This is a genomic window from Sphingomonas lacusdianchii, from assembly GCF_022664395.1.
In the GTDB taxonomy this organism is placed as follows: Bacteria; Pseudomonadota; Alphaproteobacteria; order Sphingomonadales; family Sphingomonadaceae; genus Sphingomonas; species Sphingomonas lacusdianchii.
This window is the reverse complement of sequence record NZ_JAKRET010000008.1, coordinates 182,225-195,439: the sequence shown is the minus strand read 5'-3', so window position 1 is coordinate 195,439 and position 13,215 is coordinate 182,225. Positions and strand designations below refer to the sequence as shown.

Below are 13,215 nucleotides of genomic sequence, written 5' to 3'. Positions count from 1 at the left end.
GGATTCCTCCCCCGCTCCGCACCGCGCACGCGCAACGGTGATCGGTTTCGAAGAACAATCTTTTGTCGCGGGCAAATATCGCCCGGTTCCAGGCGGGCGGAAAAGCCGCGCAGCATCGCTGCTTCCCGTTTGTGGATTAATCGTGATTGCTTGTTCAATTGACTCTTTGGCCGAACCCGATCATGCGCGCCTTATACATCATGGGGGACGTATGGGCGGACACGGTAACGAGACCTCGCGTTCGGCGGAAAGCGTCATCGCGGCACAACGCGCATTGCTCCTGACCGAATTCGGCAAGCATGTCAGCCGGGGCCAGCCCTATGCGATCATCGACTTCCCCGATCATGGCAATGTCGGCGACAGCGCGATCTATCTCGGCGAATTGTCCGTCCTGCGCGAACTGACCGGTCGCGATCCGAGCTATGTGGCGAGCCTTGCCCGCTTCGACGCCGACGCGCTGCGCCGCGCCGCGCCCACGGGACCGATCTTCCTGCATGGTGGCGGCAATTTCGGCGACGTATGGCCGCGCCACCAGCAGTTCCGCGAGAAGATGGCCCGCATCTTCACCGACCGGCGGCTGGTACAGGCACCGCAATCGATCCAGTTTCAGGACGATGCCGCCATCCAGCAGTGCATCGACTCCTTCGGCGCGCATCCCGATTTCCACCTGATGGTGCGCGATCGCCACAGCGTGACCTTTGCACAGGAACGGCTCGGCCTCGCCCCGACGCTGGTTCCCGATGCGGCGTTCGGCATCGGGCTGCTGCCGCGCCCGGTCAGCCCGAGCCACGACGTCGTCATGCTGCTGCGCACCGACAAGGAAAAGGTGAACCTCGACGCCAGTACGCTTCGGAGCATCCCGAATGCGCGCGAAGCCGACTGGCGGGCGGAATCGCCCAAGTCGCGGACGTGGCAGCGGCGCTTCGCCAATCTCCGCGCGATCGCGACCGGGGCGGTGACGAAGAGCAAGCGGCAGGTCTCGGTCTTCAACTATCTTGCCAACCAGCGGTTCGATCGCGGCGCGCGCGTCCTGAGCGACGGTCGCAAGGTCATCACCGACCGGCTGCATGGGCACATCATGTGTACGCTGCTCGACATCCCGCACGTCTATCTCGACAACTCCTACGGCAAGATCGGCCGCTATGCCGATGCATGGACCAAGGAACTGCGCGTCGCGCGTCAGGCGACGTCGGCACCGCAGGCCGTCGAGCTTCTGAACCAAGTCGGAAACTGAGGGCGCCATGACCGACCCCGAATTCAGTGTCATCATCTGCACGCTGAACCGTGCCACGCAATTGCCGCTGGCGCTCGACGCGCTTGGTATCGCGGTCGGGCGGGCGGAGCAGTCGGTCGAGGTCGTCCTAGTCAATAACGGGTCGACCGACGACACGCAGCAGGTGATGGAAGGCTGGGCCGCGCAGCAATCGGTACCGGTGCGGATCGTGGTCGAGGAACGGCGCGGGCTGTCGTGCGCGCGCAATGCCGGGCTGGCGGCGGCGCGCGGGCGGATCATCGTCATGACCGACGACGACTGCACGCTGGAACCCGATTATTTCGACCATGTCCGCGCCGCCTATGCCAGGGACCCGCGCGAGGTGATCCGCGGCGGCATGGTCGGCCTCGGCGATCCGCGCGACATTCCCTTCACCACCAAGCGCGCGCCCAATCCGGCCGAACTGGGACCGACGGCGATGCCGAGCGGCTTCATCATCGGCGCGAACTTCACCATGCAGCGGTCGGTCGCCGAGCGGATCGGGAAGTTCGACGAACGCTTCGGCGCGGGCGCGGCGTTCATCGGCTCGGACGACACCGATTATCTGGTGCGCGCGCAGGATCTGGGCATTCCGATCCTGTACGATCCGACCTTCCGCGTGGATCATTATCATGGCCGGCGCGGGCTGGACGCAGCGCGGAAAATGTATCGCGGCTATGGCTTCGGCAATGGCGCGCTGTACGCCAAGCATCTGCGGCAGAAGCGGGTGCGCGGCTGGATGCTGATGAGCCTGCGCGCCGCGCTACGCGACGTGCTGGGCAGGTCGGAGCACGACCTGATCAAGAATCGCGACCTGTTGAAGCTGAAGCATCAGGTGCGCGGCTTCGCGGCCTATTTTCGGCACAAGAGATGACGCCTTAACTCCTCCCCGGCACGGGGAGGGGGACCACCGCGTAGCGGTGGTGGAGGGGGGTGGCGGCAAACGCAGCCTCGCCGCAAGCGGACACCCCCCTCCACCAGCTTCGCTGGTCCACCTCCCCGTGCCGGGGAGGATTTTGCGTCACTCCACCGTGACGCTCTTCGCCAGATTGCGCGGCTGATCGACGTCGGTCCCCTTGGCGACCGCGACATGGTACGCCAGCAACTGCACCGGCACCGCATAGACGATCGGCGCGATCAGCGGGTGGACCTTGGGCATGGTGATGGTGGCGATGCAGTTCTCGCCCGCCGCCTGGATGCCGTCATAGTCGGAGATCAGCACGACCTTGCCGCCGCGCGCCTGCACTTCCTGCATGTTGCTGACGGTCTTGTCGAACAGCGGCCCCGACGGGGCGATGACGATCACCGGCACGGATTCGTCGATCAGTGCGATCGGGCCGTGCTTCATCTCGCCGGCGGCATAGCCCTCGGCATGGATATAGCTGATTTCCTTCAGCTTCAGCGCGCCTTCCAGCGCCAGCGGATAATCGGTGCCGCGCCCCAGATACAGTACGTCGCGCGCCGCCGCGATCACGCCGGCCATGGCTTCGATCGATTCGTCATAGGCGAGCGCACCGTTGATCGACGCGGGCGCCTCGGCCAGATGACGGACGATGCTGCGTTCCTCGGCCTCGGAGAGCCGCCCCTTGGCCTTGGCGAGATTGGCGGCGAGTGCCGCGAGGACCGCAAGCTGGCAGGTGAACGCCTTGGTCGAGGCGACACCGATTTCCGGCCCGGCATGGGTCGGCAGCAACAGGTCGGCCTCACGCGCCATGGTGCTGGTCGGCACGTTGACGACCACGGCGATGGTCTGCCCCTCGCTCTTGGCATGACGCAGGGCGGCGAGCGTGTCGGCGGTCTCGCCCGACTGGCTGATGAACAGGGCGAGTCCGCCCTCCTCCATCACCGGCGCGCGGTAGCGGAACTCGGAGGCGACGTCCAAATCGACCGGCACGCGGGCGAATTGTTCGAACCAGTATTTGGCGACCATGCCGGCATAAAAGCTGGTGCCGCAGGCGACGATGGTGACGCGCTTGATCCCCGACAGATCGAAGTCGGGGATGGGCAGCGACACGCGCCCTTCGAAGCGCTGGAGATAGCCGCGCAGCGTCTGGGCGACGACGATCGGCTGCTCGTAAATCTCCTTCTGCATGAAGTGGCGGTGATTGCCCTTGTCGATCAGCGCGCCGGTGACCCCCGACAGCGTGACCGGGCGATCGACGGGATTGTTGTCGCGATCGAAAATCTCGGTCCCGCCCTTCGTGCAGACGACCCAGTCGCCTTCCTCCAGATAGGCGATGCGCTGGGTCAGCGGGGCGAGCGCCAGCGCGTCGGAGCCGAGATAGACCTCATCGTCGCCATAGCCGACGACCAGCGGCGAGCCGAGCCGCGCACCGATCAGCAGATCGGGGTGCTGGCGAAACAGGATGGCGAGCGCGAAGGCGCCGTGCAGGCGCGGCAGGATCGCCTTGACCGCATCGGCCGGGGACAGCCCCGCCTCGACCTGTTCGCTGACCAGATGCGCGACGACCTCGGTATCGGTCTCGCTGGTGAAGACCCGGCCGCGTCCGGTCAGTTCGTCGCGCAACGGCTTGAAATTCTCGATGATGCCGTTGTGGACGACCGCGACCTCGTCGGTCGCATGCGGGTGCGCATTGTTGGTGGTCGGTCCGCCATGCGTCGCCCAACGGGTATGGGCGATGCCGACATGGCCGGGCAGCGGATGGTCGGCCAGTTCGGCGGCGAGGTTCTTCAACTTGCCCGACGCGCGGCGACGCTCGATCGCCGCGCCCTCGACGGTGGCGATGCCCGCCGAGTCATAGCCGCGATATTCGAGGCGCTTCAGCCCGTCGAGCAGCCGGTCGGCGACGCTGTCGGTGCCGATGATGCCAACAATTCCACACATGATCGTCTCTCCGGCGGGATGCCCGCTTATTTCTTCGACTTGGCGGCCTTGATCGCCGCCTGTTTGGCGCGGAAGCGCTTGGCCCAGCCGGGGTGGACGGCGCGCTCGGGCCGGACCAGCACCAGCGCGTCGGCCTCGACATCGCGGGTCACGGTCGACCCGGCGGCGACCAGCGCGCCGTCGCCGATTTTTACCGGCGCGACCAAGGCACTATTCGATCCGATAAAGGCACCCTCGCCGATCACGGTCCGGTATTTGAGATAGCCGTCATAATTGCAGGTGATGGTGCCCGCGCCGATATTGACGTTCGCCCCCACGGTCGCGTCGCCGAGATAGGTCAGGTGATTGGCCTTGGCCCCCACGCCCAGCGTCGTGTTCTTCACCTCGACGAAATTGCCGACACGGCTGCCCTCCCCCAGCGCCGCGCCGGGGCGCAGGCGGGCATAGGGACCGACATCTGCCTTCGACGCGACCGTCGCGCCTTCGAGATGGCTGAAGGCGTGGATGGTCACATTGTCGGCGATGGTCACGCCGGGGCCGAACACGACGTTCGGCTCGATCGTCACGTCGCGGCCGAGCCGCGTGTCGTGTGCGAAAAATACGGTGTCGGGAGCGATCAGCGTGACGCCGTCGGCCATCGCCTGGCTACGCCGCTTCGCCTGCCACGCGCCCTCGACCACCGCCAGTTCGGCGCGGCTGTTGATGCCGGCCACTTCATCCGCAGCCGTTTCGATCACCACCGCGCCGCGCCCGTCGGCGATCGCCAACATGACGATGTCGGGCAGATAATATTCGCCCGCCGCATTGGCGTTGCCGACCCGGTCGAGCAGCGCCCACAGGTCGCGGCTGTGCACCGCGGTCACGCCGCTGTTGCACAGGCCGACCGCGCGTTCGTCCGCCGAGGCGTCCTTATACTCGACCATCTTGGCGATGTTGCCGGCATCGTCGGCGATGATCCGGCCATAAGCGGCGGCATCGGCGGGGCGGAAGCCGAGAACGGCGACCGCCGGTGCATCGGGCGCATCGAGCCGCGCGGCCAGCCGCGCGACGGTATCGGCCGACAGCAGCGGCGTATCGCCGAAACAGACGATGACGATGCCGTCATGATCGGCCAGCGTCTCGCGCGCCTGCAACGCGGCATGGGCGGTGCCGAGCTGTTCGCGCTGCCACGCAATCTCGACGCCGCGCCCCGCGACCGCCGCCTCGACCTGTTCGCCGACCGCGCCGACGATCACGACGCGGCGCGAGATGCCGGCGGCGTCGAGGCTGTCGAGCAGATGGAACAGCATCGGCTGCCCGGCGAGCGGGTGCAGCACCTTGTGCTTCGACGACTTCATGCGCGTGCCCTGCCCGGCGGCGAGGATCACGGCGGCGATCGGTTGCGCGTTCATGGATGCGCTCCTTGGCATACGACCCTTGCCAATTCCATATCGCGCGCGCCAAAGCGGACCAGATGACAGAGATTTCATTCGCTATCGTCGGTTTCGATCTCGACGGGACGTTCGTCGACACCAGTGGCGACCTGACCGATGCCGTAAATCACGCGCTGGCCGATGCCGGGCGCCCGTCGCTGACCCGCGAACAGGTGATCCCGATGATCGGCGGCGGCGCGAAGCACATGCTGCGCCAGGGGATGGAGGCGACCGGCGGCTGCGACGAGGCCGAGCTGAACCGGCTGAACCGGCTGCTGCTCGATTATTATGAAGCGCATATCGCGGTCCATTCGCGGCCCTTCCCGGGTGCCGTGGCGGCACTCGACGCCCTGGAAGCGGGCGGCGTGAAGGTCGCGATCGTGACCAACAAGCTGGAGGCGCTGGCGCGGCGGCTGCTGGACGAACTCGACCTGACACGGCGTTTCGCCTGCATTCTCGGCGGCGACACGCTGGGGCCGGGCAAGTCGAAGCCGAGCCGCGCGCCGATCGACGCGATGATCGAACGCTGCGGCGGCGGACGCGCGGCGTTCGTCGGCGATTCGCATTTCGATATCGATGCGGCGCGCAATGCCGGCATTCCGTCGGTCGCCTGTTCGTTCGGGTTCATGATGCAGCCGGTGGCGGAACTGGGCGCGGACGCGGTGATCGACCACTATGACGAACTGATTCCGACACTCGCGCGTTTGGCCGCCTGACCCCCTACTCCAGTCTAGGAATTGCCATGCCCCGCCCCGTCGCCCTCATCACCGGCGCATCGTCCGGTATCGGCCTCAGCTTCGCGCATCACCTTGCCCGTACCGGCCACGACCTCGTCATCGTCGCCCGGCGCGAGGATCGGTTGCGCGACCTCGCCGAACAGCTGTCGGCCGAACACGGTATCGACATCGAGGTGATCGTCGCCGACCTCGCCGACCCGGACGACCTCGACGTGGTCGAGGAACGGCTGGAGGCGGGGGAACCGGTCGCGCTGTTCGTCAACAATGCCGGCTTCGCCGCGATGGGCAAGGTCGGCGAGGGCGATCGCGACGACATGACCGATATGCTGTTGCTGAACGTCGTCGCCTTCAGCCGGCTGGCCGATGCCGCGATGGCCGGGATGAAGCGCACGGGCCAGGGCACGATCATCAATGTCGGCTCGGGCACGCTGTTCACCAAGATGCCGGGCTATGCCGGCTATGGCGCGACCAAGGCCTATGTCGCCTATTATACCCGCGTGATGCAGGTCGAGGCGAAGGCGTTGAACATCCGCATCCAGTTGCTGATCCCCGGCGTAACCGCCACCGATTTCCACCATGTCGCGGGCAAGAGCATCGACGATTTCCCGCCCGAACGGGTGATGGAGCCCGACGATCTGGTCGTCGCATCGCTGCGCGGGCTGGAACTGGGCGAGGCGGTGTGTATCCCGTCGCTGCCCGACGTCGCGGATTGGGAAGCGCTGGAGGCGGCGGAGGCGAAGATCGCGCCCAACGCGTCGCGCGACACGGTGGCCGACCGATACCGGAACTGACGCGCCGCCCCGTGCGGGGTTACCGGGCGAACCATTCAGGGTAACGCTGCGCCTTCTCCGCCACCAATCCTTCGTAATAGTGCATCAGGTCGACCGCGTGATCGCGGTCGGTCCTGACTCGCGCCGCCGCTGCATTCGCCGCCGCCTTGACCACATCATAGTCGCGCGCGAACATGCGTCCGATCGCGTCCGCCGCCGAACGGGGATCGCGCGCGGCATAGGTTTCGGCGAAGTCCGGCTCGGCGATCTCGGCACAGCCGCCTTCGTCGGGCACGATCAACGGCAGGCCCGATGCCAGCCCTTCCAGCCCGACCAGCCCGAAGGGTTCGGCATCGGAGCCGTGGATCAGCGCGTCGCAACTGGCCATGATCCGCGCCAGCCGCACCCGGTCGTAGACCGGGCGGAACAGCTTGATATGCGGGCTGTTCTTCAGCCGGTGTTCGAGCCGGCGGGTATGCACGCCGCTGCCGATCTGGATCATGCCGACCGCCATATGGTCGCCCGCCATCTCGACCGCGTCGAAGATCATCGGCCAGCGTTTCTCGGCATGGTGCCGCCCCAGCCCGAGTAGCAAATGCCCCTCGGGCGGGAGGCCGAGTTGTTCGAGCAGCGACGCGCGCAACTGTTCGTCGCGATGCTCGGGTGAGAAGAAGCCGCGCTGGATGCCGAGCGGCATCGACGCATGCACCGTCAGCCCGCGCGCGGCATGGCGCTTTTCCAGCGCCGGGCCGTTGGTGACGAACGCGTCCATCTTGGCGAGGTAGCGCGCCATGTAGCGCGTCCACCACATGAACGCCTCCTCGATCCGCTCGCGGCTGGCCAGCCGTTCGAACCAGCGCAGCGGATAGGCACCGACATTGTCGTTATGCGCGAAATAGACCTTCACCGCATGGCCCGGCCAGTCGGCGACGATGGTCGCGGGGCGCCACGGGCTCGATGCCTCGACCACATCGGGATGGAGTTCGTCGAGCAGCGCGTGAATCGCGCCGCCGCGTACGAAGATGCCGTAATTCGGGTCGAGCACCAGTGTCGGCGCCTTCACCCAGTGGATGCGCCCGCCGCCGGGGCGTTCCTCGACCGCATTGTGCTTTGCCGGCGCGATGACGATCAGTTCGTGGCCCAGCTCGGCCATGATCGTCATCTTGTGATCGATATAGGTACGGACCCCGCCGCCGGTGGGCGAATAGAATTCGTTGACGTCGACGACGCGCATCGGGGATCGATCGGCCGGGTCAGCCGAGCGGGGCGAAACCGCCCAGCCCGCGCAGATACTGGGCGCGCACCGTCGTCGTCGTCACGCCCGCCGGCACGGTCACGATCGCCTGCGCCAGTTTCGGCCGCGCCCGCCCGAGCTTGCCCGCGCCCGGAAAGCCGGCGCCATCGCGCATGAAATTGAACTTGTTGCGCCCGTCGCGGTCATGGGTGAACAACAGCGCATAGCGGCCGGGCGACGGGGCGCGGATGCACATCTGCACCGCGCCCGATGCCGGCATGTCGGCCCAGACGCGGCGGAAGAACTTGCCCTCGGCACGCAGGTCGCGATCGTCTTTGAGGAAATCGTCCTCGTTCGCAGGGTACAGTTCCAGCTTCAGCCGGCCGGTGCGGTCCTTCAGACCCACGACGTTGACGCGGATCGCCGGCCCCTGCCCGTTGTTGCAGGCGGCGGCATCGCTGCCGATCGATTGCGCGGCGGCGGGCGTCGCGACGAGCAACGCTGCACCGAGCAGCGTCAGAGGCAATTGCATCATTCTTTCCTTGCGAGCGCAGGAAGCCCGAATGCCGCCATCAACACCGCGTGGGTAAACAAGGTGAGCGTCGCGACGAAGGCGACGAGGTCGGACAGGGCTTCGCCATGCCCGATGAACATAATCGCGAAGTTGGCGAAAAGAAGGTCTTTGTTCGGCAGCAGCGGCAGCCGTGCCACGACGAGACGCCCGGCGGCGAGGAACAGCCACCATTTGATCGACACCCAGGGCATGGCGAAATAGCTGGCGATACCAAAGGCGAGCGACCCGAGGACGAGGCGCAGGCAGTGGACGCCGAAGATCCAGCCCAGCATCCGCGCGGGCAGCGAGAATACCCGGCGCGAGAACAGTAGCAGCACGCCCGAAATCCCGACCGCGACCGCCGCCGACCAGCTCAGCATCCTGAGCTGCGGCGCGGTGAACAGTTCGAAGGCGAAGGGGAGCGCCACCGCGAGCATGCCGACGGTGACGATATTACCGGCGATGCCCGACAGGATCGTCACGTCCTTTACCGCCCCGAACGGCGCAGTCACCATCTTCAGCCGGGCACGCGCCCAGGCATAGAAGAACACGTCGCCCGAATAGCCGATCACGACATCGTTCGCGATCCGCTTCCGCACCAGCGCGCCGAACCCGTCGAACGGCAGCCGCCAGAGCGCGCGGAAGATGATGAAATCAAACAGCGGCGGGGAGAGATAGGCGAGCGCGAAGAAGAGGTAGAACCACGGCGAATCCGGTGCGGCCAGTTCGACCCCCGCCCAGCCGTGGTCGAACAGCTCCCACGCCAGCCCGACGATCATCAGCCCCGACAGCGCCGCGCCGAGGATGCGCGGCCAGCGGGGGCGGAACCGTTCGAGCGGCTCCAGCCCGGCAAGGTCGGGACCAGCCCGTATGGCGTCGGTATCGCTTACCATGTCGCGCGACGTCCTACGCGCATGGCCCGGCATTCGCCAGCATCATGCCGCGGGCGCCACCCGGTCGGGATGCGCATCCGCAAAGGCGGGCAGTGCCGATGCTCGCGCGTCGATCGCGACCAGATGCGGCCATGGCGACAGATCGAGGTCGAACCGCCGGACATTGTAGAGTTGCGGCACGAGGCAGCAATCGACCACTCCCGGCGCATCGCCGCCAAAAAACCCGTCCGCCGGCGCGCTCGCCTCCAGCGCGTCGAGCCCCAGCGCGATCCAGTGGCGATACCAGTCGGCCTTCGCCGCCGCATCGGCACCGAACTGGCTTTCAAGGCGCTGTAGCACGCGCAGATTGTCGATCGGGTGAATGTCGGCGACGATCACCAGCGCCAGCGCCATCGCCTGCGCGCGCGCCAGCGGATCGGCGGGGAACAGGCGCGGTTCGGGATAGGCGCTGTCGAGCCAGTCGAGGATCGCCAGGGACTGGGTCAGCACGGTCCCGTCGGGCAGGGCGAGTGCGGGCACGAGCCCCTGGCGGTTGCGCGCCAGATGGTCGGGCGCACGCTGTTCGCCCTTCAGCAGCGAAATCTCGACGCGATCATAAGCGACTCGCTTGAGGTTCAGCGCGATGCGTACGCGATAACCCGCCGACGACCGGAAATAGTCGTACAGCGTCACGTCGCTCACTGCGCATTCCCGCCTGCCGGCACCAGCGACGTGCCGGCGCGGCCGCTGCGGAACGAGCTGAACCATGTCGCCGGGTTCAGGCTGGTCGTGCCGTCGAGCGAGAAGGTGATGAATTCGGCACGCCCGCCGATATTCTCCCACGGCACCGGCCCGCCCAGCCCACGCTCGGCTTCGGAAAAGCGGCTGTCGGCGCTGTTGTCGCGATTGTCGCCCATCAGGAATACATGGTTGGCCGGGATCACGATCGGCGCGAAATTGTCGCCCTGCGAATAGCCGAGGTCGATCGTGTCGTACTGCCGCCCGTTCGGCAGCGTCTCGCGATACATCGGCAGGCGGCAGAACGCGCCCTTGTCGGTCCGCACCAGCGCGCCCGGATATTGATAGGCGTCGCAGCGGGTATTGGCGTCAACCGGGATCATCGCATCGCCCATCGCCTTGCGCGGAATGGCGACGTCGTTGATGTAGACGACGCCCCCCGCCACCTCCAGCCGGTCGCCCGGCAGGCCGATGACGCGCTTGATCAGGTCGGTGTTGCTGCCCGGCGGCTTGACGATGACCACGTCCCCACGCTCGGGCATCGACCCCCACAGCCGGCCATGCCATGCCGGCAACTGGACGCTCCACGTTTCCTGCGGCTCATGCAGCACGATGTCGCGGAACATCGCCACCGGATTGGGGATGGTCGGCGACACGAACGACCAGCCATAGGCATATTTGCTCACCACCAGCCGATCCCCGACGCGCAAGCCCGGCAGCATCGATTCGGACGGGATGTAGAAGGGCTTGGCGATGAAGCTGTGAAAGCCCAGCACCACCAGCAACAGCCAGAACAGCCCGCGCAATTCGCCCTTCCAGTCGAGCCGCGCACGCCGCGGCGGATGGCGGTGGGCAGGCGCCGGGGTCGGCGACGACGCGGGAACTCCATCGTTCTCCAGCGCCAGATGATCGGCCATCAATCGTCCTACTCTGTTGCCGGCACCGCCTCGATGATGACGAACGCCTGCGCCCAGGGGTGATCGTCGGTCATCGTCAGATGCACTTTCGCGACGTGGCCCTCGGGCATCATCGCGTCAAGTCGCGCTTTCGCACCACCAGTCAGCGCCAGTGTCGGCGCGCCCGAGCGGGCGTTGACCACGCCGATATCGCGCATGAACACACCCTGCGCAAAGCCGGTCCCGACCGCCTTGGAAAAGGCTTCCTTGGCAGCGAATCGCTTCGCGAGCGTACCGGCGCGGGTGAAGGGGCGTCGGGCAGCCTTGGCCTGTTCGACCTCGGTGAAGACGCGCTGGAGGAACCGGTCGCCGAACCGGTCGAGCGACGACTGGATCCGCTCGATATTGCAGAGGTCCGAGCCGAGACCGACGATCATAAAATCCTCCCCGGTACGGGGAGGGGAACCGCTCGCGAATGCGAGTGGTGGAGGGGGGTATCCCCAAACGCAACCGTCGTGGCGGAGGACATCCCCCTCCACCAGCCTGCGGCTGGTCCCCCTCCCCGTGCCGGGGAGGATTTTCCACTCCTCACCGCGCGGTCTCCATCAGATTCTTCATTCGCCGCACCATCGGCCCCAGGCCACCGAAGATCGCCTCGCCGATCAGGAAATGGCCGATATTCAGCTCGCGCACCTGCGGGATCGCGGCGATCGGGATCACATTGTCGAAGGTCAGCCCGTGTCCGGCATGGACCTCGATCCCGTTCTTCGCCGCCAGTGCCGCGGCATCGGCGATGCGGCGCAGTTCGGCGACCTGCTCGTCGCCCGCCAGTTCGGCATAGCGGCCGGTGTGCAGCTCGACCACCGGCGCGCCGAGCGCCACGGCGGCGGCGATTTGCTGCGCATCGGGTTCGATGAACAGCGACACCCGCACCCCCGCCGCGCCCAGTTCGCGGACCATCGGCGCTAAATTATCGTGCTGTCCGGCGGCGTCGAGCCCGCCCTCGGTCGTGCGCTCCTCACGCTTTTCGGGGACGATGCAGGCGGCGTGCGGACGATGGCGCAGCGCGATTCCGAGCATCTCGTCGGTCGCCGCCATTTCGAGGTTGAGCGGCACGGTCAGCTCCGCCGACAGCCGCGCGATATCCTCGTCGGTGATGTGCCGGCGATCCTCGCGCAGATGGGCCGTGATCCCGTCCGCGCCGTGCTCGGCCGCCAGCAGCGCGGCGCGGACCGGATCGGGATAGCCCGAACCGCGCGCGTTGCGGACGGTCGCGACGTGATCGATATTGACGCCCAGACGCAGTGGCCCGGTCATGCCGCGCGGCTCCCGGGCTTGATCGCCGGGATCGCCGCCAGTTCGGCGGGCAGCGCGTCGGGCTGGTAGCTCGGCACGTCGAGGCGGATCAGCGGGAAGAAGGGCACGCCCAGATCGGCGGAACCGTTCGACCGGTCGACCAGCGACGCCGCCGCCACGACCTTCCCCCCCGCCGCGCCGATCGCGGCGATTGCCTCGCGCGACGACAGACCGGTGGTGACCACATCCTCCATCATCAGCACGCGGGTGCCGGCATCGATGCGGAAGCCGCGCCGCAGTTCGAACGTACCGGTCGGCCGTTCGAGGAACATTGCGGACACGCCCAGCGACCGCCCCATCTCATGCCCGACGATCACCCCGCCCATCGCCGGCGAAATAACCACCTCGATCGATTCGCGCACCTCGTCCGGCAGGCGGCTGGCAAGTTCGTCGCACAGCCGTGCCGCACGGCGCGGATCCATCAGCACGCGCGCGCATTGCAGATAGCGTGACGAGCGCAGTCCCGACGACAGGATGAAATGCCCCTCCAGCAGCGCTTCCGCCTGCCGGAATTCGTCGAGGATCGCGTCGTCGTTCATGGCTGTCATCC

Annotated in this window: 14 protein-coding genes; 4 read left to right on the top strand and 10 right to left on the bottom strand. The window is 66.8% G+C overall.

The window, feature by feature from the left end; all coding sequences use genetic code 11:
• The first annotated feature begins 211 nt into the window (after positions 1–211).
• Both MF607_RS12845 and MF607_RS12840 read left to right on the top strand, forming a co-directional pair.
• Complete coding sequence (locus MF607_RS12845) at positions 212–1,234, top strand: polysaccharide pyruvyl transferase family protein (RefSeq protein ID WP_242119356.1); 1,023 nt, start codon at positions 212–214, stop codon at positions 1,232–1,234.
• A 7-nt stretch (positions 1,235–1,241) separates the two neighbouring features.
• Complete coding sequence (locus MF607_RS12840; protein ID WP_242119354.1) at positions 1,242–2,126, top strand: glycosyltransferase family 2 protein; 885 nt, start codon at positions 1,242–1,244, stop codon at positions 2,124–2,126.
• Positions 2,127–2,273: 147 nt separating this feature from the next.
• Here the strand turns inward: MF607_RS12840 and glmS are convergent, their stop codons facing one another.
• The gene (glmS, locus tag MF607_RS12835; RefSeq protein WP_242119352.1) at positions 2,274–4,097 is read right to left on the bottom strand and encodes a glutamine--fructose-6-phosphate transaminase (isomerizing); all 1,824 of its coding nucleotides are present in this window, start codon (positions 4,095–4,097) and stop codon (positions 2,274–2,276) included.
• 26 nt (positions 4,098–4,123) lie between these two features.
• The gene (gene glmU / locus MF607_RS12830) at positions 4,124–5,488 is read right to left on the bottom strand and encodes a bifunctional UDP-N-acetylglucosamine diphosphorylase/glucosamine-1-phosphate N-acetyltransferase GlmU (protein ID WP_242119349.1); all 1,365 of its coding nucleotides are present in this window, start codon (positions 5,486–5,488) and stop codon (positions 4,124–4,126) included.
• A gap of 62 nt (positions 5,489–5,550) precedes the next feature.
• Between glmU and MF607_RS12825 the strand changes: the two genes are divergently transcribed.
• Positions 5,551–6,225: an HAD-IA family hydrolase gene (locus MF607_RS12825; RefSeq protein WP_242119347.1), complete on the top strand. Its 675-nt coding sequence runs from the start codon at positions 5,551–5,553 to the stop codon at positions 6,223–6,225.
• Positions 6,226–6,251: 26 nt separating this feature from the next.
• Entirely contained in the window at positions 6,252–7,037 is a 786-nt protein-coding gene (locus MF607_RS12820) for an SDR family NAD(P)-dependent oxidoreductase (protein ID WP_242119345.1), read from the top strand.
• A gap of 19 nt (positions 7,038–7,056) precedes the next feature.
• On the opposite strand, the gene MF607_RS12815 is transcribed toward MF607_RS12820, so the two are convergent.
• The 8 genes from MF607_RS12815 to pyrE form a co-directional block, all read right to left on the bottom strand.
• Complete coding sequence (locus tag MF607_RS12815) at positions 7,057–8,250, bottom strand: glycosyltransferase (protein ID WP_242119343.1); 1,194 nt, start codon at positions 8,248–8,250, stop codon at positions 7,057–7,059.
• A gap of 19 nt (positions 8,251–8,269) precedes the next feature.
• The gene (locus MF607_RS12810; protein ID WP_242119341.1) at positions 8,270–8,785 is read right to left on the bottom strand and encodes a DUF2141 domain-containing protein; all 516 of its coding nucleotides are present in this window, start codon (positions 8,783–8,785) and stop codon (positions 8,270–8,272) included.
• On the bottom strand, positions 8,782–9,696 hold the full coding sequence (locus tag MF607_RS12805) for a hypothetical protein (RefSeq protein ID WP_242119339.1): 915 nt from the start codon (positions 9,694–9,696) through the stop codon (positions 8,782–8,784). Before MF607_RS12805 ends, MF607_RS12810 begins: the two co-directional genes overlap by 4 nt.
• 42 nt (positions 9,697–9,738) lie before the next feature.
• Positions 9,739–10,377: a maleylacetoacetate isomerase gene (maiA, locus tag MF607_RS12800; protein ID WP_242119337.1), complete on the bottom strand. Its 639-nt coding sequence runs from the start codon at positions 10,375–10,377 to the stop codon at positions 9,739–9,741.
• Positions 10,374–11,330 carry a signal peptidase I gene (gene lepB / locus MF607_RS12795; protein WP_242119335.1) on the bottom strand — a complete coding sequence of 319 codons (957 nt, stop codon included), beginning with the start codon at positions 11,328–11,330 and terminating at the stop codon, positions 10,374–10,376. The genes maiA and lepB overlap by 4 nt, the downstream gene beginning before the upstream one ends.
• An 8-nt stretch (positions 11,331–11,338) precedes the next feature.
• Positions 11,339–11,746, bottom strand: coding sequence for a holo-ACP synthase (gene acpS / locus MF607_RS12790; RefSeq protein ID WP_242119333.1), 408 nt, complete (start codon positions 11,744–11,746; stop codon positions 11,339–11,341).
• A 151-nt stretch (positions 11,747–11,897) separates the two neighbouring features.
• Positions 11,898–12,626, bottom strand: a complete 729-nt coding sequence (locus tag MF607_RS12785) for a pyridoxine 5'-phosphate synthase (RefSeq protein ID WP_242119331.1) — start codon at positions 12,624–12,626, stop codon at positions 11,898–11,900.
• A complete protein-coding gene (gene pyrE / locus MF607_RS12780) occupies positions 12,623–13,204 on the bottom strand; it encodes an orotate phosphoribosyltransferase (RefSeq protein WP_242119329.1) in 582 nt (193 codons plus the stop codon). Before pyrE ends, MF607_RS12785 begins: the two co-directional genes overlap by 4 nt.
• Positions 13,205–13,215: the final 11 nt, after the last annotated feature.

What these genes read in the sequence shown, in the direction of transcription:
- lepB (WP_242119335.1), bottom strand. Translation starts at nt 11,330, where the DNA reads ATGGCCGATCATCTGGCGCTGGAGAACGATGGAGTTCCCGCGTCGTCG.
- MF607_RS12785 (WP_242119331.1), bottom strand. Translation starts at nt 12,626, where the DNA reads ATGACCGGGCCACTGCGTCTGGGCGTCAATATCGATCACGTCGCGACC.
- MF607_RS12825 (WP_242119347.1), top strand. Translation starts at nt 5,551, where the DNA reads ATGACAGAGATTTCATTCGCTATCGTCGGTTTCGATCTCGACGGGACG.
- pyrE (WP_242119329.1), bottom strand. Translation starts at nt 13,204, where the DNA reads ATGAACGACGACGCGATCCTCGACGAATTCCGGCAGGCGGAAGCGCTG.
- MF607_RS12810 (WP_242119341.1), bottom strand. Translation starts at nt 8,785, where the DNA reads ATGATGCAATTGCCTCTGACGCTGCTCGGTGCAGCGTTGCTCGTCGCG.
- MF607_RS12820 (WP_242119345.1), top strand. Translation starts at nt 6,252, where the DNA reads ATGCCCCGCCCCGTCGCCCTCATCACCGGCGCATCGTCCGGTATCGGC.
- MF607_RS12845 (WP_242119356.1), top strand. Translation starts at nt 212, where the DNA reads ATGGGCGGACACGGTAACGAGACCTCGCGTTCGGCGGAAAGCGTCATC.
- MF607_RS12840 (WP_242119354.1), top strand. Translation starts at nt 1,242, where the DNA reads ATGACCGACCCCGAATTCAGTGTCATCATCTGCACGCTGAACCGTGCC.
- MF607_RS12815 (WP_242119343.1), bottom strand. Translation starts at nt 8,250, where the DNA reads ATGCGCGTCGTCGACGTCAACGAATTCTATTCGCCCACCGGCGGCGGG.
- MF607_RS12805 (WP_242119339.1), bottom strand. Translation starts at nt 9,696, where the DNA reads ATGGTAAGCGATACCGACGCCATACGGGCTGGTCCCGACCTTGCCGGG.
- glmU (WP_242119349.1), bottom strand. Translation starts at nt 5,488, where the DNA reads ATGAACGCGCAACCGATCGCCGCCGTGATCCTCGCCGCCGGGCAGGGC.
- acpS (WP_242119333.1), bottom strand. Translation starts at nt 11,746, where the DNA reads ATGATCGTCGGTCTCGGCTCGGACCTCTGCAATATCGAGCGGATCCAG.
- glmS (WP_242119352.1), bottom strand. Translation starts at nt 4,097, where the DNA reads ATGTGTGGAATTGTTGGCATCATCGGCACCGACAGCGTCGCCGACCGG.